The 25868-nt window shown below is 41.6% G+C and carries 26 protein-coding genes, 1 pseudogene and 1 riboswitch; of the genes and pseudogenes, 21 read left to right on the forward strand and 6 right to left on the reverse strand.

Annotated features, from left to right (window positions below; genetic code table 11):
* Positions 1 to 73: 73 nt before the first annotated feature.
* From R8695_RS05875 to R8695_RS05915, 9 genes and pseudogenes are all read left to right on the forward strand, one after another.
* On the forward strand, positions 74 to 3421 hold the full coding sequence (locus R8695_RS05875) for a hypothetical protein (RefSeq protein WP_154780959.1): 3348 nt from the start codon (positions 74 to 76) through the stop codon (positions 3419 to 3421).
* Positions 3422 to 3670: 249 nt separating this feature from the next.
* Positions 3671 to 3804: pseudogene (locus tag R8695_RS17675) on the forward strand (peptide deformylase); the annotation flags it as partial.
* Positions 3805 to 4023: 219 nt separating this feature from the next.
* Positions 4024 to 4120, forward strand: a riboswitch (THF riboswitch).
* 135 nt (positions 4121 to 4255) lie between these two features.
* Positions 4256 to 4813, forward strand: a complete 558-nt coding sequence (folE, locus tag R8695_RS05885; RefSeq protein WP_008704861.1) for a GTP cyclohydrolase I FolE — start codon at positions 4256 to 4258, stop codon at positions 4811 to 4813.
* Entirely contained in the window at positions 4810 to 5307 is a 498-nt protein-coding gene (locus R8695_RS05890; protein ID WP_243139598.1) for an HD domain-containing protein, read from the forward strand. Before folE ends, R8695_RS05890 begins: the two co-directional genes overlap by 4 nt.
* Positions 5308 to 5346: 39 nt before the next feature.
* A complete protein-coding gene (gene folP, locus R8695_RS05895; protein WP_118509523.1) occupies positions 5347 to 6156 on the forward strand; it encodes a dihydropteroate synthase in 810 nt (269 codons plus the stop codon).
* A 57-nt stretch (positions 6157 to 6213) separates the two neighbouring features.
* Complete coding sequence (gene folK, locus R8695_RS05900; protein ID WP_008704856.1) at positions 6214 to 7065, forward strand: 2-amino-4-hydroxy-6-hydroxymethyldihydropteridine diphosphokinase; 852 nt, start codon at positions 6214 to 6216, stop codon at positions 7063 to 7065.
* Positions 7066 to 7201: 136 nt separating this feature from the next.
* Positions 7202 to 7528, forward strand: a complete 327-nt coding sequence (locus R8695_RS05905; RefSeq protein ID WP_008704853.1) for a cupin domain-containing protein — start codon at positions 7202 to 7204, stop codon at positions 7526 to 7528.
* Positions 7529 to 7660: 132 nt separating this feature from the next.
* Complete coding sequence (locus R8695_RS05910) at positions 7661 to 8929, forward strand: M18 family aminopeptidase (RefSeq protein WP_154780960.1); 1269 nt, start codon at positions 7661 to 7663, stop codon at positions 8927 to 8929.
* Positions 8930 to 8982: 53 nt separating this feature from the next.
* Positions 8983 to 9792, forward strand: a complete 810-nt coding sequence (locus R8695_RS05915; RefSeq protein ID WP_167829785.1) for an HAD family hydrolase — start codon at positions 8983 to 8985, stop codon at positions 9790 to 9792.
* A 17-nt stretch (positions 9793 to 9809) separates the two neighbouring features.
* Here the strand turns inward: R8695_RS05915 and R8695_RS05920 are convergent, their stop codons facing one another.
* Complete coding sequence (locus R8695_RS05920) at positions 9810 to 10754, reverse strand: AEC family transporter (protein ID WP_154780961.1); 945 nt, start codon at positions 10752 to 10754, stop codon at positions 9810 to 9812.
* A gap of 157 nt (positions 10755 to 10911) precedes the next feature.
* Between R8695_RS05920 and R8695_RS05925 the strand changes: the two genes are divergently transcribed.
* The 3 genes from R8695_RS05925 (at position 10912) to ilvC (ending at position 13733) form a co-directional block, all read left to right on the forward strand.
* On the forward strand, positions 10912 to 11964 hold the full coding sequence (locus tag R8695_RS05925) for a tyrosine-protein phosphatase (protein WP_118509527.1): 1053 nt from the start codon (positions 10912 to 10914) through the stop codon (positions 11962 to 11964).
* A gap of 147 nt (positions 11965 to 12111) precedes the next feature.
* Positions 12112 to 12609, forward strand: coding sequence for an acetolactate synthase small subunit (gene ilvN, locus R8695_RS05930; RefSeq protein ID WP_118509528.1), 498 nt, complete (start codon positions 12112 to 12114; stop codon positions 12607 to 12609).
* 104 nt (positions 12610 to 12713) lie between these two features.
* On the forward strand, positions 12714 to 13733 hold the full coding sequence (ilvC, locus tag R8695_RS05935; protein ID WP_118509529.1) for a ketol-acid reductoisomerase: 1020 nt from the start codon (positions 12714 to 12716) through the stop codon (positions 13731 to 13733).
* A 97-nt stretch (positions 13734 to 13830) separates the two neighbouring features.
* On the opposite strand, the gene R8695_RS05940 is transcribed toward ilvC, so the two are convergent.
* Positions 13831 to 14358, reverse strand: a complete 528-nt coding sequence (locus R8695_RS05940) for a hypothetical protein (protein WP_118509530.1) — start codon at positions 14356 to 14358, stop codon at positions 13831 to 13833.
* A gap of 187 nt (positions 14359 to 14545) precedes the next feature.
* Here R8695_RS05940 and R8695_RS05945 point away from each other — a divergent pair, with 187 nt between their 5' ends.
* Entirely contained in the window at positions 14546 to 14734 is a 189-nt protein-coding gene (locus R8695_RS05945; protein WP_118509531.1) for a hypothetical protein, read from the forward strand.
* An 89-nt stretch (positions 14735 to 14823) separates the two neighbouring features.
* Here R8695_RS05945 and R8695_RS05950 read toward each other — a convergent pair whose 3' ends face one another.
* Entirely contained in the window at positions 14824 to 15453 is a 630-nt protein-coding gene (locus R8695_RS05950; protein WP_118509532.1) for a helix-turn-helix transcriptional regulator, read from the reverse strand.
* A gap of 205 nt (positions 15454 to 15658) precedes the next feature.
* Between R8695_RS05950 and hydA the strand changes: the two genes are divergently transcribed.
* Together hydA and yedF are read left to right on the forward strand one after the other, a co-directional pair.
* Positions 15659 to 17035, forward strand: a complete 1377-nt coding sequence (gene hydA, locus R8695_RS05955) for a dihydropyrimidinase (RefSeq protein ID WP_118509533.1) — start codon at positions 15659 to 15661, stop codon at positions 17033 to 17035.
* Between the two features lie 41 nt (positions 17036 to 17076).
* Positions 17077 to 17688 (forward strand): sulfurtransferase-like selenium metabolism protein YedF, encoded by a 612-nt coding sequence (yedF, locus tag R8695_RS05960; RefSeq protein WP_118509534.1) that lies wholly within the window; start codon positions 17077 to 17079, stop codon positions 17686 to 17688.
* A 69-nt stretch (positions 17689 to 17757) separates the two neighbouring features.
* Here the strand turns inward: yedF and R8695_RS05965 are convergent, their stop codons facing one another.
* The gene (locus R8695_RS05965; RefSeq protein WP_118509535.1) at positions 17758 to 18978 is read right to left on the reverse strand and encodes a dicarboxylate/amino acid:cation symporter; all 1221 of its coding nucleotides are present in this window, start codon (positions 18976 to 18978) and stop codon (positions 17758 to 17760) included.
* 84 nt (positions 18979 to 19062) lie between these two features.
* On the opposite strand from R8695_RS05965, the gene R8695_RS05970 reads away from it, so the two are divergent.
* Both R8695_RS05970 and R8695_RS05975 read left to right on the forward strand, forming a co-directional pair.
* On the forward strand, positions 19063 to 20058 hold the full coding sequence (locus R8695_RS05970; RefSeq protein ID WP_118509536.1) for an XdhC family protein: 996 nt from the start codon (positions 19063 to 19065) through the stop codon (positions 20056 to 20058).
* 129 nt (positions 20059 to 20187) lie between these two features.
* The gene (locus R8695_RS05975; protein ID WP_118509537.1) at positions 20188 to 20652 is read left to right on the forward strand and encodes an SH3 domain-containing protein; all 465 of its coding nucleotides are present in this window, start codon (positions 20188 to 20190) and stop codon (positions 20650 to 20652) included.
* Between the two features lie 88 nt (positions 20653 to 20740).
* Here R8695_RS05975 and R8695_RS05980 read toward each other — a convergent pair whose 3' ends face one another.
* Positions 20741 to 21220, reverse strand: a complete 480-nt coding sequence (locus R8695_RS05980; RefSeq protein WP_118509538.1) for an S-ribosylhomocysteine lyase — start codon at positions 21218 to 21220, stop codon at positions 20741 to 20743.
* A gap of 204 nt (positions 21221 to 21424) precedes the next feature.
* Between R8695_RS05980 and R8695_RS05985 the strand changes: the two genes are divergently transcribed.
* Entirely contained in the window at positions 21425 to 22237 is an 813-nt protein-coding gene (locus tag R8695_RS05985) for a peptidylprolyl isomerase (protein WP_118509539.1), read from the forward strand.
* A 113-nt stretch (positions 22238 to 22350) separates the two neighbouring features.
* Here the strand turns inward: R8695_RS05985 and mnmM are convergent, their stop codons facing one another.
* On the reverse strand, positions 22351 to 22917 hold the full coding sequence (mnmM, locus tag R8695_RS05990; protein ID WP_118509540.1) for a tRNA 5-(aminomethyl)-2-thiouridylate-methyltransferase MnmM: 567 nt from the start codon (positions 22915 to 22917) through the stop codon (positions 22351 to 22353).
* A gap of 173 nt (positions 22918 to 23090) precedes the next feature.
* On the opposite strand from mnmM, the gene coaBC reads away from it, so the two are divergent.
* The 3 genes from coaBC to R8695_RS06005 all read left to right on the forward strand — a co-directional run bounded on the left by coaBC (position 23091) and on the right by R8695_RS06005 (position 25850).
* The gene (coaBC, locus tag R8695_RS05995) at positions 23091 to 24287 is read left to right on the forward strand and encodes a bifunctional phosphopantothenoylcysteine decarboxylase/phosphopantothenate--cysteine ligase CoaBC (protein WP_118509541.1); all 1197 of its coding nucleotides are present in this window, start codon (positions 23091 to 23093) and stop codon (positions 24285 to 24287) included.
* 67 nt (positions 24288 to 24354) lie between these two features.
* Positions 24355 to 25002 (forward strand): ECF transporter S component, encoded by a 648-nt coding sequence (locus R8695_RS06000; RefSeq protein ID WP_118509542.1) that lies wholly within the window; start codon positions 24355 to 24357, stop codon positions 25000 to 25002.
* Positions 25003 to 25085: 83 nt separating this feature from the next.
* A complete protein-coding gene (locus R8695_RS06005) occupies positions 25086 to 25850 on the forward strand; it encodes a type III pantothenate kinase (RefSeq protein WP_118509543.1) in 765 nt (254 codons plus the stop codon).
* Positions 25851 to 25868: the final 18 nt, after the last annotated feature.

The raw sequence follows: 25868 nt of genomic DNA on the forward strand, positions 1-25868 counted from the left end.
TTATTATCGTATTACGTGACATAAAAATGCCGAAATGAATGATATGCAAAATCCTGCTGATAAGGAGTAATAGATGACAATGGATGTTTCACTTGTAATTGGTGGTTTAAAAGGAATTTTAGAAAATTTATGTGATAATTATTCGGATAGTATTATTGGGAAAGCGGCAAGTACATCACGTGATTATTTGAAAAATAGAAATGTTGACTCTAAAATTAATGAGGTTGCTTCTTGTTTAACAGGATTGAAATGTAAAGATAACACATTATTTTTGAACGATTTGCAAGCGGCATTTTCTAAAGACAATCTGCAGAAGATTTTAAAAGAAATCCGAAAAGATGATGCTTTTGATATGGAAGAAGCATTGAGACAAAAATTAAATGATTTATGTGAGGCATATTATGTTGATAATGCTGATAAGATAATTGATTCATTGGTGCAAATGTTTTTTGAACTTACAGCAATGAATAATCCTGAATTGGAAGGAAGATTATTTTTTAATAGGCTTTCACGTAAGCAAGAAGAATTAAAGACTCTACTAACTACTGGACTATCGGAAATTAAAAATGAATTGAGTTCTATATCTGGAGTTTCTTATGGGTTAAGAAAATCAGATTATGAACGTGTTCATATAGAAAATGGAACAGTGATTGGTGATGACAAGGATTTGTTCACTTGGAACTTAAAATTTTATCAGACGGATGGATTGTTTGGTAGCAATGAAAAACGGAAAGCCGAAGTTATAGGATTAACAAAACATTGGAAGGAAGAACGTGAGTTATATCCGGGATGGTATATTGCCCCAGTAACTAAAAGAGAAATATTAGCGTCATATACCAGAGATGAATCATTATTGTGGAAGACAGCTGACCTGTCTATGCAAGAAAAAATAGATTTTGCATTTGAATTAGTATGGAGACATGAAACAGGATTTATTGTGTTTTCACAAATACTGCAGAACCATATTTTTGAACTGTGGAAAGAGTATAAAGATAAAGGCGACTGGTCAGCTCAGGATAAGAACGAAAAATGGTTTTACATTGGTCAATCACTATTGCGTGAATATAGAGAAGACATGAATTGGAATTCGTGGCAAAAAGTATTCGATGTGATGAAAAAAAGTGCTGCAATAATGGAAACCGGAAATGAAGAACTTGAAATGGAATTCATAGTTCATCTCTTTTATAAAATGCAAATATCTGATGTTCGAGATAAAATACAACAGTTTTCCTGTGAAGATAATAGATATGCATTGCGTTTGAATAAGGTTGGTTTAATGGCAGAATGTGGTCTGCTTGAAAGTGCATATTTAGAATTGAAAACACTCATTGCTGAATTAGAAGAATCCATTGATAGCATGCCAAAAGAAAAAAATAAGGATTTTGTACAATGCGGATCTATTTTATCTGGTGCATACGAACTTTTAGCATTTGTAATTCAAGGACTTCATCCATTTGATAAAAATGAGGAGCTTCATGTAGCATGGAATGGAATAGAAGATTATTCTCGATTTTTTGATTTCGAGAAGGAAAAAAAACAATGGAATAATTATTTGTATAATTACTACTGTAAGCACAAGGAAGAACCTTTTGAGATAAATCGAGAAATAAGAACAATCACATGGGGGAGCAATGGATTTGGAGAAATCTATAGTTTCTATAGAGTATTGGCAAGGATTGCAATGCCGCTGCATCTTGGTATGACAAGACTTCTTCCACATCAGGAAATAGAATTTATTAACGCACTATTTATCAATACTCCGTCATTGGGATTTTTCATGTGTATGAGATCAGGAAATGACAAAGTAGTTAAATCTATTATTTCACGTAAAAATTGTATCAGTGCCGGTTTTGATATTTGTAGAAAATTATTTGATTATGCATTTAAATGTATCGAACAAAATATCGAAAGTATTAGCGTAAATACTGCAAGAGGTAATGCGTATACTCATTTGCTGAATAATGGATTGGAAATACTTAGAAGATTAGTTTCGGTAGCTTCTTTAGTTCAGCAAAAAAAATTATTGACACTGATGTGCAAGTTAATTGATACAGATATTGTGCGTGAATACCGTGTAATGGATAAATGGATTTATCAGATTCTTTGTATCATAGATGAAAATATTAAATCACAGTATTTAAACGAAATATTATTATCTTCAACAAAAAACAGAACACATATAGGTGAGGATAGATCAACCGATCCTTTTGATGTGATTTCTGCCAGTACCCTTGCAAAAAAATACTATGAAAAAGCAAATATAGATTCGACCATTATAGATGATTTGATAAAATGTGCTAGTGAATCGGAAGAAGATTATTGGGCGATTATTCCGCGTTTAAACAAATTAAGAGAATGGTCTCTATTATCAGCTGAACAATTGGCGGATTTACGAGAATTAATTTGGAAAAATGTAAATGAAGACACAGGACTTCCGAATTTTAAGGAATACTACGCCGCCGCCTTTTTGAAGTGGCCAAGTCCAGAAGGAAGAGATGTTAAGACTCTTGTACGAAACTATATTATGGATAATAAGTTTTATGATAATCTGAAATCCAGAGGACTTGAATCAGTTACGATGGGCGAGGCAAGAATATTTGCAGAACTTCAGTGTATGAATTATTTGTGCCCTGATTTATTGGAAATTGCGGATATCGAAATCATCCTTAACAGATTTATTGAGTACTGGGAAATCGGTAGGAGCGGATTTGATAATAATGAGCATAGGGATTTTTATTATGATGAGTTTTATGATAGGTATCAAGCACTGGAGCGTGTAATCGGTAGCTTTTCATTTGAAATAGATCGGATGGATTCTGATTTAGTAGTGAAGTTGCTGAAAATACTTGATGAAATGAGCGAATATGGGATAAATACTTTAGAATCAAGAGCTCTTTTATTTAGCAAAGAAAGAATAGAAGCTGAATTAGGAGAAAACATTATTGATCAATTCTATAGTGATGATAAGAATAAAATAGCAGATGCGACGAATGCTGCTGAACATATTATTTTGAAGTGGCCGGAATTAGATACAGCAAAAGAATTGTTGATCGAGCAAATAAGACTTATAAGATATGGGAAACAGCCTGGATTACAGATGTTTTATATTTCTATACATAATTTGGCATATATGGGGGTGCTTGATTTATCAGATGAAATTCTTATGCCATTAGATAAGGCTTTATTAGAGTGTGCAGAGCATACGGCTTATGAAAAAATAAAGGAATGTACAGAAAAAGAGATAAAATCTACAATAAATCTTCGTTCCGCATGTGCAAGAACTGCTTTTCAAATAGATAAGTGTATTTCGGAAAAACCAGATGCACCGGTATTGAAAGGCATTGAAAAATGGAAGGAAATATGTATTGGAAGATTGTCAAACAATGAATTTGTAGAGGTTAAGAGACAGTGGCTTTTATAGATTAAAGGATTATATGCTAATAGACAAGATTGCTTTATTGTATCTCCGAGACGGAAAGATTCTGAGTTTCAGAAGTAGAGGAAAAGACATATATTACAATCCCGAAGGAAAAGAGAAGACACAGAAACAGATATGCAGATACTGGCGCGATATAGCGATATTGGAAGATACAGTAAAGTTGAAGCACAGGCACATTATCATCAGGAAGGAATCACTATGTGGATAATCTGGTATATGGCTAAGTTTGCTCGTGAGTCTAGATACCAGGAAATAGAAGTGGAGTATTATGATTTTAACTGGAAAAAACAGCGCCAGAAATTGTCAGGATGGACGGTACAGATCTGTTAGCTGAAATTAATCATTTGTCCGGAAAGATTATATAACATGGAAATAGATGTGTTACGGAATTATGTACGATTCTGGACCGAGAATATGGTATCAGTACGGACCGGAAGATGTAAAGCAACATTATAAAGAATATCTGCAAAGTGTGCTTCGAAACTATTAGTTCTGGCAGCAGGAAAAAAATTATTCTGAAAGGTCAGAAAAAACCTTTTCTATTATCGTATTACATGGTATACTGAATACCGAAATGAATGATATGCAAAATAGGATTTTATGCGTCAAGTGTTCGGTGAATGGGGAGTTGTCACTGAAACGAAAAGTGCGTCTTACGGTATATTATCCGCACCCGTTGCAAACAATATAAGAGGATATCTCATATTGTGTTAGGGAATGTTTTCGACATACATTCTATCACAATTGGAGATATCCTTTTTAATTTGGTCAAAAGGATAATCTCCATTTCAAAAATACAAAGGAGGTTATTTTTTAATGGTTGACAAAGTGAAAATTGAGCAGGCAGTCCGTCTGCTTCTGGAAGGTATCGGTGAAGATATCACACGGGAAGGTCTGATCGATACTCCTGACAGGATTGCCCGCATGTGTGAAGAAATTTACGGAGGTCTTGGCCATGAAGCGGACCAGCACCTGTTAAAGCAGTTTCCGGTAGAAAATAATGAAATCGTGCTGGAAAAAGACATCACCTTTTACTCCATGTGTGAGCATCATCTGATGCCTTTTTATGGAAAAGCTCATCTTGCATACATCCCCAACGGCAAAGTTACCGGTTTAAGCAAACTGGCACGTACAGTAGAGGTTTATTCCAGAAGACCACAGATCCAGGAACGGCTTACTGTTCAGATTGCAGATGCTTTGGAGCGTACTCTGGATCCAAAAGGAATTATGGTAATGCTGGAAGCGGAACATACCTGTATGACCATGCGCGGAATAAAAAAACCAGGCAGCAAAACAATCACTACTGTAACCCGTGGTGCGTTTACAGAAGATAAGGAACTGCAGAAAATGTTCCTTTCTATGGTAAAAGGATGAATAACAATTTTTCAGATATGGATCGTGTCAATCAGATCTGGAGACACCCGGTTTATCAGGAACATTATAAAAAAATACAGGAACTTGAAAGTGAACGGATCTTCTGCCGTCATACTCCTGAACATTTTCTGGATGTTGCACGGCTGATGTACATTTATGCACTGGAGGAACATCTGGAGCTGCCTAAAGAGCTTATCTATGCAGCAGCACTTCTTCATGATATCGGACGTGCACAGCAATATCAGTACAACATTCCCCATGATATTGCAGGAGTAGAAATCGCACGGGAAATCCTGACAGATCTGCACTTTACAGAACAGGAAAAAGAACTGATTCTGTCTTCCATTGGACATCACCGAAAAGGAGATTCCTGCAGTACGCTGGCAGCACTTCTTTATAAAGCGGATAAGCAGTCCAGAAATTGTTTTTTATGTTTTGCTGCCTCTGAATGCTATTGGTCTGATGATAAAAAAAATATGAAAATTGAATACTGATCTTCTTCATAAGCACAAAAGAAAGGATGGGCTCTGCTCATGAAAATTGGAAACCGTTTTTTTGATACTAAGAATCATACTTACATAATGGGAATTCTAAATGTTACCCCTGATTCCTTTTCTGACGGCGGCAAATGGAATCATATGGATGAAGCTTTGAAACATACAGAGGCAATGATTGCTGATGGTGCAGATATTATTGATATCGGAGGCGAATCTACACGTCCCGGTCATACTCCTGTCAGTGCTGATAAGGAAGCACAGAGAGTTCTTCCTGTTATTGAAGCGGTCAAAAACCATTTTGACATTCCTGTTTCTGTAGATACTTTTAAGAGCAGTGTTGCTGAAAGCTCTATCCAGGCAGGAGCTGACCTGGTTAACGATATCTGGGGATTAAAATATGATCCGAAAATGGCAGCTGTGATCGCAAAATATGATGTGGCCTGTTGTCTGATGCACAACAAATCTAATACAGAATATCAAAACTTTCTCATTGATATGCTCGCCGAAACACAGGAATGTGTCAATCTTGCAAGACAGGCTGGCATTAAAGATGAAAAAATTATGCTTGATCCGGGAATTGGTTTTGGAAAAACATTTGAAATGAATCTGGAAGCAATGAATCACCTGGAGCTTTTTCAGAATCTGGGATTTCCGGTTCTCCTTGGTACATCCCGCAAATCCATGATTGGACTGGCACTGGATCTTCCTGTAGATCAGCGCATGGAGGGGACTTTGGCTACCAGTGTAATTGGCGTAATGAAGGGATGCTCTTTTGTCCGTGTCCACGATGTTAAAGAAAATAAGCGTGTGATCCAGATGACAGAAGCAATCCTGGGACGCAGATAAATTACTGGCACAAAACAGATGGTAAATATAAATAACATACAGAAAGGATTTGCTGTTATGGATGAGACCAGATTAGACAAAATAGAAATTAAAGAGTTGGAGGTTTTTGCAAACCATGGTGTATATCCCGAGGAAAATGTTCTGGGACAGAAATTTGTTATTTCTGCCACTCTTTTTACCAGAACACGTCTGGCGGGATTAACCGATGAGTTGTCTGCCTCCATAAACTATGGCGAAGTCAGCCATATGATCACTGATTTTACCAGAAAACATACTTATAAACTTCTGGAATCTCTTGCAGAGAATCTTGCAGAAATGCTTCTTTGCTCTCTTTCCGGACTTGAAAAAATCACTCTGAAGATCGAAAAGCCCTGGGCACCGGTTGGTCTTCCTCTGAAAACCGTATCTGTGGAAATTACACGGAAATGGCATACTGCTTACATTGCTTTTGGCTCTAATATGGGTGATAAAAAGATGTATATAGATAATGGGATCCGTGGTCTGGCAGAGACAAAAGGATGCCGTATAGAGGCAATTTCCGATTATCTTATTACAGAACCTTACGGAGTTACTGATCAGGATGAATTTTTAAATGGAGTTCTGAAAATGCGGACACTTCTTACTCCTGGAGAATTGCTTGTGCGACTGCATCAGTTAGAACAGGCGGCAAACAGGGAACGTATCATCCACTGGGGACCAAGGACACTGGATCTGGATATCCTGTTTTATGATCAGGAAATTATTGATATGCCAGATCTTCATATTCCTCATATTGATCTGCACAACCGCGATTTTGTTCTTGTACCAATGAATCAGATTGCTCCGTATCTGCGACATCCTGTGTTAAATCAGACCATTTCGCAGCTTCTGGACAGCCTTCTGAACAAATCTGAAAATACTGCAAAATAAAGTGAACAGTAACCAGTAACGATATTTTGTTGAATGTTCCATTGATATTTACTTTGCCATTTTTTACAAACAGTGCTATGATATATTCAATGGAAATTCTATAAAAGAGAAAACACCTACAGGAGGGCAAAAAATTATGAAAATCAGACGCGAAGAACACATGGCAGGTGGAAATGGTCACGTAATCATCAAAGAAATCCTTGATGCAGAACAGTTGAATGGTAAATGTGGACTGTATGCACAGGTAACCCTGGAGCCGGGATGTTCACTGGGATATCATGAACATCATGGAGAAAGTGAAACCTACTATATTTTACAGGGACAGGGTGAATACAATGACAACGGTACCTATCGTCCGGTAAAAGCCGGAGATATTACATTCACACCGGATAATCATGGACATGCACTTGCAAATACAGGAAATACAGATCTGGTTTTTATGGCTCTGATCATTAAAGACTGATATAAAAGCAGCAGCACATATTTCTTATGGAAATAATGACTGCTGTTTTTATTATCAGGATAGAATGATTATAATAAGAAACAGTATAAATCAGGTATCATTTTCACAATCATTCAAATGGAGAATCAAACTATGTACAGAAAAACAGCAAAGAAGTTACTGAAATTCATAGAGAAAAGCCCCACTGCATTTCAGGCAGTGACGGAGATGACCAAAAGGCTTGACAAAGAAGGCTTTGAAGAATTGAAAGAGGAGGATCACTGGAAGCTTAAAAAAGGCGGAAATTATTATGTGACCAGAAATCATTCTGCGATCATAGCTTTTTCCATTCCGCAGAAGCTTGTGTGGAAGTTTCATATTATGGCAAGCCACAGTGATTCCCCTTCCCTTAAGATTAAGGAGAATCCTGAGATAGAGGTGGAGAATGCTTATATCAAACTGAATGTGGAGCGTTACGGTGGAATGATTCTGTCTCCGTGGTTTGACAGACCTCTGTCAGTGGCAGGAAGGCTGATCGTCCGTCAGGATGGAAAAATCAGAGAGAAGATGGTGACTGTGGACAGAGATCTGCTGGTTATTCCTAATCTTGCCATTCATATGAACAGGGAAGTAAATGACGGATATAAATATAATGTGCAGAAGGATATGCTGCCTCTTTTCAGCGATAAGGAAGGAAAGGGCAGATTTATGGAAACTGTGGCTGAGGCCGCAGATGTAAAGACGGAAGATATTCTGGGACATGATCTGTTTCTTTATGACAGAACTCCGGGTACTCTGTGGGGAGTAAATGAGGAATTTGTCTCTGCACCCAGACTGGATGATCTGCAGTGTGCATTCTCTTCTATGGAGGGATTCCTGCAGGGAAATCGTGAAGAAAGCATTTCTGTACATTGTGTGCTGGATAATGAAGAAGTGGGAAGCAGTACAAGACAGGGGGCTGCCTCCACATTCCTTAAGGATACTCTGATGCGGATCAATATGGGACTGGGACGCACTCAGGAGGAATATTATATGGCACTTGCAGACAGTTTTATGATTTCTGCAGATAATGCCCATGCTCTCCATCCAAACTATACGGATAAGACAGATCCGGTAAACCGTCCGGTGCTGAACGGGGGAATCGTGATCAAGTACAATGCAAACCAGAAATATTGTACAGACGGAGTGTCCGCTGCAATTTTCAAGGATATCTGTGACAGAGCAAAGGTGCCGTACCAGACCTTTGTAAACCGTTCAGATATGGCAGGTGGCTCAACGCTGGGAAATATTTCTAATAATCAGGTTCCTGTGAAAACAGTGGATATTGGTCTGGCACAGCTTGCCATGCATTCTGTATATGAAACAACAGGTGCGAAAGATACAGAGAGCCTGGTTAAGGCAGCGACAGTATTTTTTGCATAGCTTGTCGGCACACTGGAAGATAAACGTAAATATAAAAATCAGGAGATAAGAAAGTGAACAGAAAAGCAGTGTTTTTTGATGCAGACGGAACACTCTGCGATATGGAAAAGGGTGTACCCCAGAGCACAAAGGAGGCATTGAAGAAATTAAGAGAAAACGGTCATGACGCATGGCTTTGCACAGGCAGGAGCAGGGCCTTTGTTTCCTGGTATCTGGAAGAGCTTCCGTTTACCGGTATGATCAGTGCCTGCGGGGCTACCATTGAAAAGGATGGAGAACGTCTTTTTAATAAAGAGATGCCCCCGGAAGTTGCAAAAAAGTCAGTGGAAATCCTGCGCAGATATGGTCTGGTCCCGGTTATGGAAGGTGCAGATTTCATGTATTATGATAAGGATGAATATAATACAGATGTGAACTGGTATACGGATCTGATTACAGAATCTTTAGGACCTAAATGGCGTCCCATCAGGGGAAATGAAGACTGTATGCGCATTAATAAGATTAGTGCAAAGATGATAAAAGGCTGTGATGCAGAAGCTGCCTGCAGGGAACTGAGTGAGTATTATGACATTATCCGTCATGAGAGTGGTTCAGGGATTGCGGGAACCACCATTGAACTTGTCCCAAAGGGCTTTAACAAGGCAGTGGGGATCTCGGCAGTGTGCAGACTCTTTGATATTCCATGGGAGGATACGATCGTGTTTGGAGACAGCAATAATGATCTCGCCATGTTTGAATATGCGGCGGTGAAGGTTGCCATGGGAAATGGTTCGGAGAAAATAAAAGCTCTGGCTGATCATATTACACAGGATATGTTCCATTATGGAATCAGAAACGGACTGGAATATCTGAAGCTGATATAAACATAAAAAGCCTGGGCTCAGATCAGTCCCAGGCTTTTGCATATATAGAGCCAGATTGTCATGGTAAAGGAGCTTAACAGAGTGGTAGTCATAACCACACCGGAAGTAAAATCGCCGTCATACTTCATGTTTTTGGCCATGATATAACAGCTTACAGTAGTGGCAGAACCAAGCATGATAATGATCGCAACCAGCATATCATGGGAAAATCCCAGAAGCACAGCCAGTGGAAGAAATACAGCTTCATATCCCACAAGCTTCAGAAAGGTACATGCGATCAGTGGCTTCGGCCTTGCGAATGCCTTGTCGAATTTCAGTGCACCGCCCATAGCCATCAGGCCAAGAGGAGTAGCGGTTTTTCCAAGATTGTTTACTGCGGTATCCAATATCGTCGGCATGGGCAGATGAAGCAGTGACCATATGGTGCCGGTGAGAATACCCAGGATGATAGGATTGGTCGCAATACCTTTCAGAGTTTTGATCAGTTTTGCGGTATCGAGTTTGCCGTCTCCTGGTGCGAACAGAGACAGAGTTGTAACTGCCATCACATTATAAAGAGGCACACTTCCGATGATCATAAGCGGCGCCATTCCTGCGTTTCCATAAAGATTCTGGATGATCGCAATGCCAAGGATCGCGGCACTGCTGCGGTAGGATGCCTGGATAAATTCACCCTGGATATTGCGTGGTTTCAGTAAATAGGATAAACCTGTGGAAATACCGATACTGATCAATGTTACGAAGAAACAGAATAATACGAATTTTGTGTTCCAGACGCTGGAAAAGTCAGATTTGGCAATATCAAGAAATAGAAGAGCAGGAAGTGCAGCATTAAATACAAATTTATTCAGCCTGCTGACAAACTCATCATCAAAAAGCCCGATCTTCCGGAAAAACAGTCCAAGAAGAAGGGTGAGAAAAATGGGAATAGTGGCATTCAGACAGAAAACCAGATTTTCCATAATAAAAAAATCCTCCTTTAATTAATATAAAGTAGCACAATAATTATAATCCTTTGCCTGTAATTGTCAAACAGGGATTTCTGTGATATTCTAAAATATATTAAATTTTTTGCTGCTGTACCGCAAAGAGGCTGGCAGCAGGTTTCCGGAGGATGTCATGAAATATGGGAAAATACGAATAGAAGACGGATATCTTGTTTTTACCAGACATATGATGCTCAACAGTCTTCCCTGTAAGGATATCGTGTGGGCATATCTGCGAAGAGAAGGAGCGGAGGACAGCGATATCAAACAGGTGAGTGTGAACTATCTGGTGATCATTACAAGAAGAAAGAAAAGATACAAATTTGACATGACAGAACGGGAGGTTCATGAGTGCATAAAACTTCTGCGGGCACTTAATCCTGATATGGCTACAGGATTTCCAAAAGGAAGCAGGATCGTTCTGCAGAGTCTTCCTAATACCAGGGATCTGGGAGCGATTATTACCAGGGACGGACGGCATATCCTTCCAAGGCGTCTGCTGCGAAGCGGAGAACTCTATCATATCTCCAGATTCGATAAAGAGGTACTGGAGGAATCTTATAATCTGAAAAAAGTAATCGATCTGAGGTCAGATCTGGAACGCAGGAAAAAACCGGATATGATCATGGCAGGGGTGGAATATTATCACATCTCTGTTATGGACGAAGCAGTTCCGGGTTTTGCACTGCCGGAGGATATTAAGAGTCTTCTGAAAAGACTGCCGGATGATCCTGAGAAATACATAAAGAAGAAATATGAAGAGGCGTGCAAAGATCAATTCGTGGTCAAACAGTATGCCAGATTCATAGATGTGATCTATCGCAATGAGGCTGGAGCTGTTTTATGGCACTGCGGATCAGGAAAAGACCGTACAGGCCTGGGGACTGCCCTCCTTCTCCTGCTGCTGGGAGCAGAAGAGGAAACAATCATGCAGGATTATATGCGTACTAACGAATATCTGGCAGGAGAACTTCAATATATGCAGCGTCTGGCACAGACCTGGGAAGATATCCCCAGAGGAGCTGACAGAAAACTGGCTGCCCTGTATCAGGTGAAAGAAGAATATCTGGAAACAGCGTTTATGACCATAAAAAAAGAATATGGAACCCAGGAGCGTTTTTTCCGCAATGGACTGTACCTGAAGCCAAAGATGATTAGCGAACTGAAAGATAAATATCTGATCTGAAAAAATGTATAAATATTCATTGAAAAACATAATTGGTTTGACCAAAAATAACATTGACAAAATCGGGATTATTGATATAATGGTAACCATACGAGCTATTTATTATATTAACGTGTTGAAAGAAAGCACGTTGGAAGCAGGTGGATTATGCAGAAGAGAGTATTATCCCTGTTGGTAGATAACACTGCAGGCGTGACCACACGTGTGTCTGGATTGTTCAGCCGTCGTGGTTATAACATCGACAGCATTACCGGAGGTGTGACAGCAGATGAACGCTTTTCCAGAATTACCGTTGTGTGCAGCGGGGATGAACTGATTCTGGAGCAGATCACTCATCAGCTTGCCAAGCTTGTAGATGTAAGGGATATTAAGATTCTTGAACCGGACAACAGTGTCTGCCATGAGCTGCTGATGATCAAGGTCGCAGCCAGACCGGAGCAGAGACAGGGAATCATTTCCATAGCAGATGTATTCCATGCGAAGGTGGCAGATGTGAGCAAGGGTTCACTGATCCTGGAGATGACAGGAAATCACAATAAGCTGGAGGCATTTATTGATCTTATGAGAGGCTATGAGATCCTGGAGATGGCCAGAACAGGTGTGACCGGACTTTCCAGAGGATCCGATGATGTAACGTTCTTATAAGAATGTTACAGCAGGGAAGAATTATTACATATTTATATTATACAGTTTGCTAGGGGGCATCCCTTAACGATAAATTTTTTTACGATTAGTAGGAGGAAAATAAAATGGCTAACAAGATTTTTTATCAGGAAGATTGCAATTTAAGCTTACTGGATGGCAAGAAAATTGCAATTATTGGATACGGAAGCCAGGGACATGCGCATGCTCTGAACTTAAAGGATTCCGGATGTGATGTCATTATCGGTCTGTACGAAGGCAGCAAATCCTGGAAGAGAGCTGAAGAACAGGGCTTTAAGGTATATACAGCAGCAGAAGCAGCTAAACAGGCTGATATCATCATGATTCTTATCAACGATGAATTACAGGCTAAACTTTATAAAGAATCCATCGAACCAAACCTTGAAGAAGGCAACATGTTAATGTTCGCTCATGGTTTCAATATTCACTTCGGATGCATCAAACCACCAAAGAATGTTGACGTTACAATGATCGCTCCTAAAGCACCTGGTCACACAGTAAGAAGTGAATATCAGGCGGGAAAAGGAACACCTTGCCTGATCGCTGTAGAGCAGGATTACACAGGAAAAGCTCAGGATCTTGCACTTGCATATGGTCTTGGAATCGGCGGAGCAAGAGCTGGTCTTCTTGAAACTACATTCCGTGTAGAAACAGAGACAGACCTCTTCGGTGAGCAGGCTGTACTTTGCGGTGGTGTTTGTGCTCTTATGCAGGCTGGTTTCGAAACACTTGTTGAAGCTGGTTATGACCCAAGAAACGCATACTTCGAGTGCATCCATGAAATGAAACTGATCGTAGACCTGATCTATCAGTCAGGATTTGCCGGAATGAGATATTCTATCTCCAACACAGCTGAATACGGCGATTACATCACAGGACCTAAGATCATCACAGAAGATACAAAGAAAGCTATGAAGAAGATCCTTTCTGATATCCAGGATGGTACATTTGCGAAAGACTTCTTACTTGATATGTCTGATGCAGGTGCACAGGTTCACTTCAAAGCTATGAGAAAGAAAGCTGCTGAACATCAGTCTGAAAAAGTTGGCGAAGAAATCCGTAAACTTTACAGCTGGAATGGCGAAGACAAACTTATCAACAACTAATCTGAACAGGATTAAATTAAAATCCCCCGCTGATGGCGGGGGATTTTTTTTGAAGATTCCGTCCTGAAAGAAACTGGAAAACAAAAAAGACGATCAGTTATAATTCGATAAGCTGTCCTTTTTCCACATCGTATTTACAGTGTTTGCCATTTTCTGAAATAAACGGCTGATAGGTATCGGTTCTGTTATCTTTCAGATAAACGATACCGGTAGCGATCATCTCAACTAATGAGAAACGCTCACTGAGACTGGAGATCCATTTGTAGGTTTTGTTTCCGGAGGAATCTGTCATGATCATGTTATAGGCTTTTCCATCTTCAGTTGCTTCCAGGGAGAAGTACACTTTCTCCGCTTTCTCAGGTGCATCGAAAACCTGGCTGGTGATATAGGAAGAGAAGTTGGTCTCTACGAATTCGCGGAAAGATTTCATATTGTAAGTGATCTTGGAAACCTCATCCGTGATCTTATCTCCACGTTCCAGACGTGTTTTGATGATCGTCAGTACTTCTACAGTCCAGTTGATAAAAGAAATACTTTCATAGTTCATGCTCTCCATCAGCTCTGAAATCAGATTCTTAGACAGAACATTAGAGCGCACCGCTTCGTCATAAAGTTCTTTGTTCATAATGTTTTCCCTCTTTTTCTTATTTTGTGATTCCGCACGATTGTGATGTCAGTAATCACCTGGCATCTTTGTAAACATAATTATAAAACTCTATATTGCAAAATGCAATAAAAAGTGGGAATATAGATAATATATTTGTGAAAAACAGATAAAATTTTGATAACCGAAAACAGAAAGGAAGGATAAAATGGAAATAAGAGAAGAATTTATCTCTGGATTTTGCAGAACCTGCAACGGAGGACAGACCGTCTGCTGTGAATATGAGAAAAATGAAGCAGGGGAGTGGAAACTGACATTTATGGACTGTGCACATGAAAGATGTGTAAATACAGTCAGCTGTGAGATATTCAGGGAAGCCAATGAAAAACAGGACTAACAGGCGGGATTAATAAACAGCCCGGAAGTGACTGCACAGGAGAGAGTATAACCGTGCAGAAATCATTTACGGACTGCGTATAAGAGATATTATTTGTTGACATCAATATAGCTGTAAAGCGTATATTTGGAAATTCCGAAGTAGTTTGCCACCTTATCTCCGGATTTGGTAATAAGAAAAGCACCTGCGTCATTGAGAAACTGGATCGCAGTTACTTTATCCTCTTTATTCATAAGGGGAACTGGTTTGCCCACCAAAGCTACAGATTCCTCGATCAGGTGATCCAGAAGGTCATTGACACTGTGTGTGATCTCTTTCGGTTTTTCTTCTTTGTTTTCCGGAGTGATGAGGGCATGCAGGGCAGAATCGATCATGGTAAGTTTCGTGATATCGTAGTTGATTCCGAATACATAGTGCAGAGAACCATCGTCATCTCTTATGTAAGAGGTACTGCATTTGAGAATTTTGCCATCTGAGGTTTTCATCAGGTATCCGGTGTGGTCCTGTGGACCATCCACTTTCTGGTTACGGATGGCATCGAAAACGGCGTTGGAAGGGCCATCTCCTATATCACGGCTTGTAACATGGCCATTAATAATATATACAATAGAATGTTCCGGTTCTGCAGTTTTCAGGTCATGGATCACTACTTCACAGTCTGGCCCGAACTGGGAAGCAATATCAGCAGCAATCTGCTTTAAGACAGTAAGACGTCCCATAAAATTCCTCCTCTCATAATATACGTCTTAAAATAGAACTTTTTTTTATCTTAACATAAAAAGAAAAAAATAGAAAGACGGGAAAACAAAAATTAATATGATAACCTAAAAAATTATGGTTTCTGTGTGAAATAATTGAATGGCAGCAGGAAAGGTGGTATATTTTTTACATACATAAGATGCCAAAAGAAAGGAGTGTCGGGCTGTGAGATATTTATTAAAAAATGGCACAGTTGTATCGGCAGAACAGTCTGTACAGGCAGATGTTCTGATCGAGGGAGAGAAGATCATAGGTGTAGGAAAGGGTCTTGATGAAAATGGTGCGGAAGTGATCGATGTCAGCGGCAAACTTCTTTTCCCGGGATTTATAGACGGTCATACACATTTTGACCTGGAAGTGGCAGGAACTGTTACTGCGGATGATTTCGAAACAGGAACCAGGGCTGCTATTGCGGGAGGAACCACACTGGTGATCGATTATGCGTCTCAGGACAAAGGCGGACATACATTGAAGGAAGGTCTGGAGAAATGGCACAGAAAGGCAGATGGCAAATGCTCCTGTGATTATTCTTTTCATATGTCTGTAGTAGAATGGAATGAAGAAACAGAAAAAGAAATCGAAGATATGATCCGTGAAGGAATCACCAGTTTTAAACTGTATATGACTTATCCGGCCATGATCGTAAATGATTCTGATCTGTATAAGATCATAAAAAAGCTTAACGAATGTGGGTGCTTTGCAGGAGTGCACTGTGAGAATGCAGGAGTGATCGATGCGCTGATCGCGGAAGCGAAGAAGGAAGGAAGAACCGGCCCGGAAAATCATCCGCTGGTAAGACCGGATACCATGGAAGCGGAAGCTGTACACAGACTTCTGGCAATTGCAGGGGAAGCGAAAGCACCGGTTATGATCGTTCATCTGACAAACAGAAAAGCGTTTGAAGAAGTAATGAGAGCGCGGATGAACGGACAGAAGGTATATGCGGAAACCTGTCCTCAGTATCTGCTTCTGGATGACAGTGTTTACTCCAGACCGGATTTCGAAGGGGCGAAATATGTCTGTGCACCTCCGATCCGTAAGAAAGAAGACCAGGATTGCCTGTGGAAGGCTTTGGCAAACGGAGAGATCCAGACGGTTGCCACAGACCAGTGCAGTTTTACCATGGAGCAGAAGAGACTGGGAAAGGATGATTTCACCAAGATTCCGGGAGGTCTGCCGGGAGTTCAGACAAGAGGTACCCTGCTTTATACTTACGGTGTTCGAACAGGAAAGATCACGAAAGAGCAGATGTGCGGACTTCTGAGTGAAAATGCAGCCAGACTCTATGGAGTATATCCCAGAAAAGGTGTGATCCGTCAGGGTAGCGATGCAGATATTGTAGTCTTTGACCCGGAGAAAGAGAGTGTGATCTCTGCGAAAACCCATCTGTACAACACAGACAATAATCCGTATGAGGGATTTGCACTTCATGGAGATATAGAACAGGTATTTCTCCGTGGACAGCAGGTAGTGCAGGATGGCAAAGTAATCCGGGAAAAAACAGGAACCTATATCAAACGCGGAAAAAATCAGTTATACTAGAAAACAGTAAAATAATAAATTTATAAAAGAGAGGAATAACTATGAAACATGAGGTAAATGCATTGGGCAAGCAATGCCCGATCCCGGTCGTAATGACAAAGAAAGTAATTGACGGTGCAGCTATCGGTGACGAGATTACAGTGCTTGTAGATAATGAAACTGCTGTTAAGAATCTCAGCAGACTGGCGAATAAAACGGGCTGTTCCTTTGTATCAGAGAAACTGGAAGAAAAGAAATATCAGGTAAAACTGGAAGTACAGACCCAACAGAAGGGAGAACCTGTAGAAGAAGAGGAATTCGTATGTGACACTCATAAGAAAGTTACAGTTGCAGTGATCTCTTCCAATGTCATGGGAAACGGAGATGACGAGCTGGGGGGCATTCTTATTAAAGGATTCCTGTATGCTCTTTCCCAGATGGAGACTCATCCAGATACCATCCTCTTTTATAATGGAGGGGCGAAACTTACTACAGAAGGATCAGCCAGCTTAGAAGATCTGAAGAAGATGGAAGAAGAAGGAGTGGAAATCCTTACCTGCGGAACCTGTCTGAAACATTATGGACTTATGGATAAGCTCCAGGTGGGAAAAGTTACGGATATGTATACCATTGCAGAACGGATGATGGGGGCAGACAAGATTATCCGCCCGTAGTAAATCTGATACCAGTGTGGAATGATGAGAGGGCAAAAAGAGGGACCTGATAACAAGGTCCCTACAATTTTACAGGTCAATACTGATATTTTGTTCTTTGATATTGTGTTTCTTTGCATAGCCGGTCAGGATCATGGTCAGGGCACCATCTCCTGTTACGTTGCAGGCTGTGCCGAAGCTGTCCTGAAGTGCGAAGATTGTCAGCATAAGGGCAGTACCGGAATCTCCGAATTTCAGGATTCCTGTGATAATACCCAGGGAAGCCATGACGGTTCCTCCTGGAACACCGGGAGCACCGATGGCAAAAACACCAAGAAGAACACAGAATAAAACCATAGTTCCAGGTGCAGGGACAGCTCCGTAAAGAATCTTGGAGATCGTCATGCAGAAGAAAACTTCTGTCAGAACAGAACCACACAGATGAATATTGGCGAACAATGGGATTCCGAACTGTACCATATCCTTACGAAGCGGTTTGGCTTTGCCTGCACACTGCAGTGCAACTGCCAGGGTAGCAGCTGAAGACATGGTTCCTACAGCTGTCAGATAGGCAGGTCCGTAATGTCTGATGACTTCCATAGGATTCACACCGGAATAAACGCCTGCGATCACATACAGAAGGGTCATCCAGATAAAATGTCCTGCCAGTACGATCAGGATAACCTTCAAAAAGACAGGAAGCTGTCTGGTAATGGTTCCTTCATAGGCCAGGGAGCAGAAGGTCAGTCCGATAAACAGTGGAAGGATCGGAATGATCGCTCTTGATACAATGGAAAGCACGATCTTCTGGAATTCTTCCAGAAGGGATGCAGTGAGTTTGGCGCTGGTCCAGGCAGCAGCAAGACCCAGCATGACAGAAAGCACCAGGGCACTCATAACAGGCATGATCTGCGGAATGGAAAGTTCGAAAACCACATCCGGCAAAGTTTTCAGCTTGTCAGCAGTGGAGCTGATGGACAGATGCGGGATCAGCACATATCCGGACAGTGCAGAGAATAAAGCAGCTCCTAGTGAGGAAGCATAGGCAATACAGACTGCCACGCCAAGCATGCGGGAAGCATGGCTTCCAAGTTTGGTGATGGATGGTGCAATAAAGCCAATGATGATCAGCGGCACACAGAAATTGATCAGCTGTCCGAGAATATATTTCAAAGTGACAACAATATTCAAAGCGGCTGTGGTAATGGCAGTCTCGTTTGAGAGATTCAGAAGGAGACCGAATCCGATACCAAGCGCAACGCCTACCAGAAGCTTAAATGGCAGACTGTGGAAAAATTTGTTTTTTTTCATAATAATTCCCCCTTTTATGACGATTATAATATAAATCAGAGAAAACCTCAATGAAATATTGCTGATAGACAAGGAGTTTGGCAAATGTACGAAAAGATTTATCACTTATTAGAAAAAACAGGACGTGTGAAAACTGCTATGGTCATAAGTGGCACACATAAAGGCAGAAAATGTCTGATCGGACAGGATGGCTGCCGCTCTTTTGATGGAACAGAGTCGGAGGATTTCTGGACAGAATATGAGGCAGAGCTTATGAACTGTCAGGACACAATGGTTCTGCATGGCAAAGAAGACATATTTGTAGAAATCTATGCCAAAAATCCTCGGCTGATCATCCTGGGAGGAGGCCATGTTTCCCAGCCTGTAGCCCAGATCTGTAAAATGCTTGGATTTCATATTACAGTTATGGATGACAGAGAGGAATTTGCAACGAGGGAGAGATTTCCGGAGGCAGACTGTCTCATCACAGGCAGTTTCGAAGAATTATCAGAGAGGATCCCGGAATATGAAAATGCGTATTATGTGATCGTGACCAGAGGACACCTGGGAGACAGTACCTGTGCCAGACAGATCTTAAAACGTCCGTATTCTTATCTGGGGATGATCGGCAGCAAAAATAAAGTCAAACTTACCCGTGACAAGCTGCTGAAAGAAGGATACACAGAAAACCAGCTGAATACGGTCCATGCACCTATAGGAATCCCTCTGGGAGGCCAGATGCCTGCTGAGATCGCAGTAAGCATTGCAGCAGAGATCGTCAGGGAAAAAAATAAATATAAGATCTCTTATGTAGATGAAACTGTGGAGCAGGCTGTCAGGGAGAAAAAACAGGGCGTGATGATGACTATTATTTCCAAATCAGGTTCTTCACCGAGAGGAACCGGAAGTAAGATGTTTCTGGATCAGGAAGGCAGGTCATACGGAAGCGTTGGCGGCGGAAATGTGGAATTTCAGGCATTAAAGCACGCACCTGAGGCTGCCAGCACAGAGGTGGTCAGATATAATCTTTCCAATCAGGGAGGAGCAAATCTGGGAATGATCTGCGGAGGTCAGGTAGAAATCTTATTTGAGTGTGTGTAATTTGTGTGCTGTAAGATAAAACTTGCATATTGAGGTAGAATCGTGTATATTAAAGGTTAAGCGAATGTAAAAGCAGAATGGAAAACAGAATAAAATTCCTTCTGTTCTGAAAAAGGAGGATTCTTACTTATGAAAAAATCACTTTGGATGTTTCTGGTGCTGGGTCTTGCATTTGCAGTTCAGGGATGTGGATTTGACCCGACCATAGATTCCAGCGTTATGATCGTAAAAGTTACCCCAACACCGGAGGCAACTCCAACGCCGGAGGTTACCCCAACACCGGAAGCAACTCCAACACCGGAGGTTACCACAGAACAGACAGCCAGTGGAGTCAATGTAGAAGTAAAAGAGGGAACTTACTATGCAGCATCCGAGCTGAATCTTCGTTCTGATGCAAGTGCAGATGCAGATCTGGTTGCAAGTGTGGCATCCGGAACTGAATTAAAGAGTACAGGTGTATGTGACAATGGATGGATCCGTGTGGATTATAACGGACAGACCTGCTATGCAAGCGGTGACTATGTGACAACATCCGCTCCGGCAGGAGATGCTTCAGCAGAAGCAGATACCTCTGCAGAGGAAACAGCTGAATAATTGTAAAGAAAAAGGAAACCCCGTCTGGCAAGCTGGAAAACAGCTGCAGATGGGGTTTTGTGATACAGGTATATTGACAGGACAGGGATTACTGAGGATATACCAGTCTGTCCGGTTTGATATCGTAGAGAACTTCCTTCAGGTATTTATCGGCCAGATATTTGGCCATGTTCAGGTTCATATCCAGATAATTTCCGCAGTCTTTCGCAGAAGCCCCCGGAACCTCTCCTTCGAAATCACGGATAAATTCAAAGGTCTCGATCATAAGAGAAACGATGTCTTTAGATTCATAATCTCCATTTAAAAGAAGATAGTTTCCGGTCCGGCATCCCATAGGTCCCCAGTAAATCATTTTCGGGCCGAATTCTTTATGGTTTCTCAGAAAAGTAGCTGCCAGATGTTCAATGGTGTGAAGTTCTGCTGTATTCATCACAGGTTCTTCATTAGGGGAGGTCATGCGGATATCAAAAGTTGTGATCACGCTGTCTCCGGCTTTGTCCTTACGGGATACATAAACCCCTGGCTGTAATTTGATGTGGTCTATGGTAAAACTTGTAATTTTTTCCAATTGGGATTCCTCACTTTCTTAAGTATCTGCCTGTTATTTTAACAGGTATTTGACTTTATTTCAATAGAATGGTAGATTTGAGGATAACTCTGAACATTCTGTGAAAAGGATTGTTTTTTTATGATTACAGTTTATAATTAAAAGAAGCTGGTACATCGTTTTCGAAATAACTATGTACCAGTAAAAATGTGGAGGTAAGATTTAATGAAAAGAAAAGTTCTGGCAGCACTTTGCGTAACTGCTGTTTCAGCAAGTCTGCTCGCAGGCTGTGGAAGCAATGAAAAGGCAGAGGATACAACTAAGACAGAAGATGTGACTGAGGATAAAGATACCGCAGATCAGGAAAGTGGAAGTACAGAGGATACAGACACATCATCAGATAATGTAGCTACTGAAGAAGAAGCAAAAGAAGCCGGTTTCTCTGACGGTGAGGACAGTACAGAGGATACAGATGCGAAGACTACAGAGGATGAGAAAGAGAATACTTCCAGTGTTCTCCTTGACACATCCAGGGAACTGACAGGCACTCATCATGCAGAAATCGAAGTGAGGGATTATGGAACCATTGATGTGGAACTGGATGCAGATGAAGCCCCGGTTACAGTGACCAACTTCGTGAAGCTTGCACAGGAAGGATTTTATGACGGACTGACTTTCCACCGCATTATTGATGGATTTATGATCCAGGGTGGAGATCCTAACGGTGATGGAACAGGCGGATCCGATGAGAACATCAAGGGAGAATTCAGCAGCAATGGTGTAGAGAATAATATTTCCCATACAAGAGGAACCATCTCCATGGCAAGGGCAACGGATCCTGACAGCGGAAGTTCACAGTTCTTTATCGTTCAGGCAGACAGTACATATCTGGACGGAGATTATGCAGGATTCGGACATGTAACAGACGGTATGGATGTGGTAGATAAGATCAGCCAGGATGCCAAACCTACAGATAATAACGGATCTATTGCAAAAGATCAGCAGCCTGTGATCGAATCCATTAAGATCATTGACTGACAGGGGCATACAATACAGGAACATTTGGGAATAAATAAGAAGTCTGTACTGAAAATCAAGGAGAAGGTTTTCAGTACAGACTTTTTTTGTGCAGCAAAAAAACTGTTGCAGACTCAGTGAAGCCGGATGACCAGAACCGGGATGGGCGGATTGTTGGGACGGTTGTAGTAGTCGCTGCGGATCACCAGATAGTTGTGGGAATCCAGTTTTTTCAGCCAGGTCAAAAGAGCATCCCGTTCTTCAAATCCGGAGTCTCCGCCACTGTAAATACACAGAGAAAGAAGACCTCCCTTTTTCAGAAGAGTGAGAGACTGTTCCAGTGCCTGGATGCTGGTTTCAGAACGGGTAGCCAGGGAATGATCCCCGCCTGGAAGATACCCGAAGTTAAAAACAATACAGCTTACACTGTCAGGCTTTACGTGATCAGCCATATGGGTGTGGGATTCCAGAAACAGGGTGTAATTGGCAGGGGCATTTTCACGGAGAAGCTTCTGACGGGCAGCCTGCAATGCCTGTTCCTGAATATCGAAGGCCAATACCTGACCGTCCGGGCCTGCCAGGCGGGAGAGAAGCAGGGTATCATTGCCATTTCCCATCGTGGCATCGATACAGATGTCTCCTTCTTTTACCTGTTCTTCTATAAATCTGGAACACCATTGTGTGATCTGATAATTTTTCATGATAAATTCTCCTGGATAAAAATATTGGATATGACATCTATAGTTTAATGCTTTTGGACGCAACACTCAACTATAAATATGTTTGTAAATAAAAACAAATCCCATCTTGCAATTATAATGCATGGCAGGTTATAATAAAGCGATATGAATTTTCTGGAAAAGAGGAGAGAAAGATGCTGGAAGGAAAGACAGTATTACTGGGAGTAACAGGCAGTATTGCCGCATATAAGATTGCATATCTGGCAAGTGCACTGAAGAAACGTCATGCAGATGTTCATGTACTGATGACCAGAAATGCCACCAATTTTATTAATCCCATTACATTTGAGAGTCTGACCGGAAACAAGTGTTTGGTGGATACCTTTGACCGGAATTTTCAGTTTCAGGTGGAGCATGTATCTATTGCGAAGAAAGCAGACGTGGTGATGATCGCCCCTGCCAGTGCAAATGTGATCGGCAAGCTGGCGCATGGCATTGCTGATGATATGCTCACTACCACCATCATGGCATGTAAATGTAAGAAATTCATTTCTCCAGCCATGAATACCAATATGTTTGAAAACCCTGTTGTACAGGATAATCTGAAGATCCTGGAGCATTACGGATATGAAGTGATCGCTCCTGCCAGCGGATATCTGGCATGCGGAGATACAGGAGCCGGTAAGATGCCGGAACCGGAAACTCTGCTTGCTTATATTGAGAGAGAGATCGCCTGGGAGAAGGATCTGGCAGGCAAAAAGATCCTGGTTACAGCAGGACCTACACAGGAAGCAATTGATCCTGTGCGTTATATCACCAACCATTCTTCGGGAAAAATGGGCTATGCCATTGCGAAGGTGGCCATGCTTCGTGGAGCAGATGTTACGCTGGTCAGCGGACGTACTGCTATCGAACCGCCTCTTTTCGTAAAAACAGTACCCGTAGTGACTGCCAGGGATATGTATGAGGCAGTTACTTCTGTCAGTGATGAACAGGACGTTATCATCAAGGCAGCAGCAGTAGCTGATTACAGACCTGCCTGCGTAAGCTCTGAGAAAGTAAAAAAGAGCGATGGTCAGATGTCCATGGAACTGGAGAGAACCGATGATATCCTGAAATACCTGGGAGAACATAAAAGACCTGGACAGTTTTTGTGCGGATTTTCCATGGAGACCCAGAATATGCTCAGTAATTCCAGAGCCAAGCTTACAAAGAAGAACCTGGATATGGTGGCAGCTAATAATGTAAAGACAAAAGGTGCCGGATTCCAGGGAGATACCAATGTGCTGACTCTGATTACACAGGACGAGGAAGTGTCACTCCCGCTTATGAGCAAGGAGGATGCAGCCGCGAAGATCCTGGATAAAATTTTTATGTTATACCCCAAATAACCAACACCGTATTGTATCCGAAGAAGGGATGGGGTCCCTCATACGGAACAGTAACAAGGAGGAAAAAATGAAAACAAAAAAATTTACAACCACACAACTTACCATGCTTGGATTAATGGCAGCAATCCTGATGCTTATGGCCTACACACCACTGGGCTATCTGAACATCGGACCTCTGGCAATCTCTTTTAATGTGATCCCTGTTGCGATCAGTGCAGTAGTTCTCGGACCTGTAGGAGGAGCAGTGGCAGGCGCGATCTTCGGACTGACCAGTTTCGGACAGTGTATCGGAATCGGCGGAACCAGTGCAATGGGTGCCATGCTCTTTAGCATCAATCCGGTTCTTGCCTTTCTTCAGAGATTTGTGCCTCGTCTTCTTGATGGTATCTGCCTTGGACTTATTTATAAGGCTATACGTAAGAAGACAAATATGTATGTATCCTGTGCAGTGACCGGATTCTTTTCCGCGTTTCTGAATACATTATTCTTTATGGCAGCCCTGGTAGGACTGTTCGGAAATACAGAATATGTACAGGGACTGATGGGTGGAAGAAATGTGATCATCGGCTGCTGCATGATGGTAGGAATCAATGCTGTATGCGAGATGATCTCTTCTACAGTGATCACTGGTGCAGTGGGAGCGGCACTTTCCAAAGCGCATCTGATTCCAGCAGCACAGAAAACAGACAGCAGTAAAGCAGTAAAAGCGGTTTAAATAGATGGCCGTACACAAAAAGCCAGTGGTCTTTTGTGTACGGCTGTTTCTAAAATTTTCAGACGGATTTGGAGATAAAAGGAATGATATTAGCAATCGACATTGGAAATACCAACATTGTAGTTGGATGTATTGATGATGAGAAAACATATTTTATAGAGCGTCTTTCCACAGTGCGCACGAAAACAGAACTGGAATATGCGGTGGATCTTAAAACAGTACTGGATATTTACCATATTAAGAAAACGGATATTGAAGGGTGTATTATCTCTTCTGTTGTTCCCCAGATTACAGATATTGCCAGACTTGCTGCTGAAAAGATCCTGAAGAAGGAGGTTATGGTGCTGGGTCCGGGAGTGAAAACAGGACTGAACATCATGATGGATAATCCGGGTCAGCTTGGTGCAGATATGGTAGCTGATGCGGTTGCAGGTCTTGCCAGTTACCCGGTTCCTTTTATCGTGATCGATATGGGAACTGCCACTACAGTATCTGTGGTAAATGATAAGAAACAGTATATAGGGGGAATGATCCTTCCAGGTGTGGGAGTGTCTCTGGATGCGCTTACTTCCAGAGCATCACAGCTCAGCGGGATCAGCATTGATGCACCGAAACATATTATCGGCAAGAATACCATCGAATGTATGAAGAGCGGTGTACTCTACAGCAATGCAGCAGCCCTGGATGGAATCGTGGAACGGATTGAAGAGGAACTGGGGCAGAGAACGACTGTCATAGCTACCGGCGGTCTGGCTAAGAAGATCGTATCCCACTGTAAGCGGGAGATCATTCTGGATGAGGATCTTCTTCTGAAAGGCCTGAGGGTCATTTACGAAAAGAACAAATAATAAAAGCAGGAGGTACTG

The organism is Blautia luti, assembly GCF_033096465.1.
Taxonomy (GTDB): domain Bacteria; phylum Bacillota; class Clostridia; order Lachnospirales; family Lachnospiraceae; genus Blautia_A; species Blautia_A luti.

What these genes read in the sequence shown, in the direction of transcription:
- R8695_RS05975 (WP_118509537.1), top strand. Translation starts at nt 20,188, where the DNA reads ATGAAAAAATCACTTTGGATGTTTCTGGTGCTGGGTCTTGCATTTGCA.
- R8695_RS05950 (WP_118509532.1), bottom strand. Translation starts at nt 15,453, where the DNA reads ATGGGACGTCTTACTGTCTTAAAGCAGATTGCTGCTGATATTGCTTCC.
- R8695_RS06005 (WP_118509543.1), top strand. Translation starts at nt 25,086, where the DNA reads ATGATATTAGCAATCGACATTGGAAATACCAACATTGTAGTTGGATGT.
- ilvN (WP_118509528.1), top strand. Translation starts at nt 12,112, where the DNA reads ATGCAGAAGAGAGTATTATCCCTGTTGGTAGATAACACTGCAGGCGTG.
- R8695_RS05925 (WP_118509527.1), top strand. Translation starts at nt 10,912, where the DNA reads ATGAAATATGGGAAAATACGAATAGAAGACGGATATCTTGTTTTTACC.
- R8695_RS05905 (WP_008704853.1), top strand. Translation starts at nt 7,202, where the DNA reads ATGAAAATCAGACGCGAAGAACACATGGCAGGTGGAAATGGTCACGTA.
- mnmM (WP_118509540.1), bottom strand. Translation starts at nt 22,917, where the DNA reads ATGAAAAATTATCAGATCACACAATGGTGTTCCAGATTTATAGAAGAA.
- R8695_RS05945 (WP_118509531.1), top strand. Translation starts at nt 14,546, where the DNA reads ATGGAAATAAGAGAAGAATTTATCTCTGGATTTTGCAGAACCTGCAAC.
- R8695_RS05910 (WP_154780960.1), top strand. Translation starts at nt 7,661, where the DNA reads ATGTACAGAAAAACAGCAAAGAAGTTACTGAAATTCATAGAGAAAAGC.
- R8695_RS05890 (WP_243139598.1), top strand. Translation starts at nt 4,810, where the DNA reads ATGAATAACAATTTTTCAGATATGGATCGTGTCAATCAGATCTGGAGA.
- folE (WP_008704861.1), top strand. Translation starts at nt 4,256, where the DNA reads ATGGTTGACAAAGTGAAAATTGAGCAGGCAGTCCGTCTGCTTCTGGAA.
- R8695_RS05920 (WP_154780961.1), bottom strand. Translation starts at nt 10,754, where the DNA reads ATGGAAAATCTGGTTTTCTGTCTGAATGCCACTATTCCCATTTTTCTC.
- R8695_RS05985 (WP_118509539.1), top strand. Translation starts at nt 21,425, where the DNA reads ATGAAAAGAAAAGTTCTGGCAGCACTTTGCGTAACTGCTGTTTCAGCA.
- R8695_RS05940 (WP_118509530.1), bottom strand. Translation starts at nt 14,358, where the DNA reads ATGAACAAAGAACTTTATGACGAAGCGGTGCGCTCTAATGTTCTGTCT.
- R8695_RS06000 (WP_118509542.1), top strand. Translation starts at nt 24,355, where the DNA reads ATGAAAACAAAAAAATTTACAACCACACAACTTACCATGCTTGGATTA.
- R8695_RS05970 (WP_118509536.1), top strand. Translation starts at nt 19,063, where the DNA reads ATGTACGAAAAGATTTATCACTTATTAGAAAAAACAGGACGTGTGAAA.
- yedF (WP_118509534.1), top strand. Translation starts at nt 17,077, where the DNA reads ATGAAACATGAGGTAAATGCATTGGGCAAGCAATGCCCGATCCCGGTC.
- coaBC (WP_118509541.1), top strand. Translation starts at nt 23,091, where the DNA reads ATGCTGGAAGGAAAGACAGTATTACTGGGAGTAACAGGCAGTATTGCC.
- ilvC (WP_118509529.1), top strand. Translation starts at nt 12,714, where the DNA reads ATGGCTAACAAGATTTTTTATCAGGAAGATTGCAATTTAAGCTTACTG.
- folK (WP_008704856.1), top strand. Translation starts at nt 6,214, where the DNA reads ATGGATGAGACCAGATTAGACAAAATAGAAATTAAAGAGTTGGAGGTT.
- folP (WP_118509523.1), top strand. Translation starts at nt 5,347, where the DNA reads ATGAAAATTGGAAACCGTTTTTTTGATACTAAGAATCATACTTACATA.
- R8695_RS05875 (WP_154780959.1), top strand. Translation starts at nt 74, where the DNA reads ATGACAATGGATGTTTCACTTGTAATTGGTGGTTTAAAAGGAATTTTA.
- R8695_RS05965 (WP_118509535.1), bottom strand. Translation starts at nt 18,978, where the DNA reads ATGAAAAAAAACAAATTTTTCCACAGTCTGCCATTTAAGCTTCTGGTA.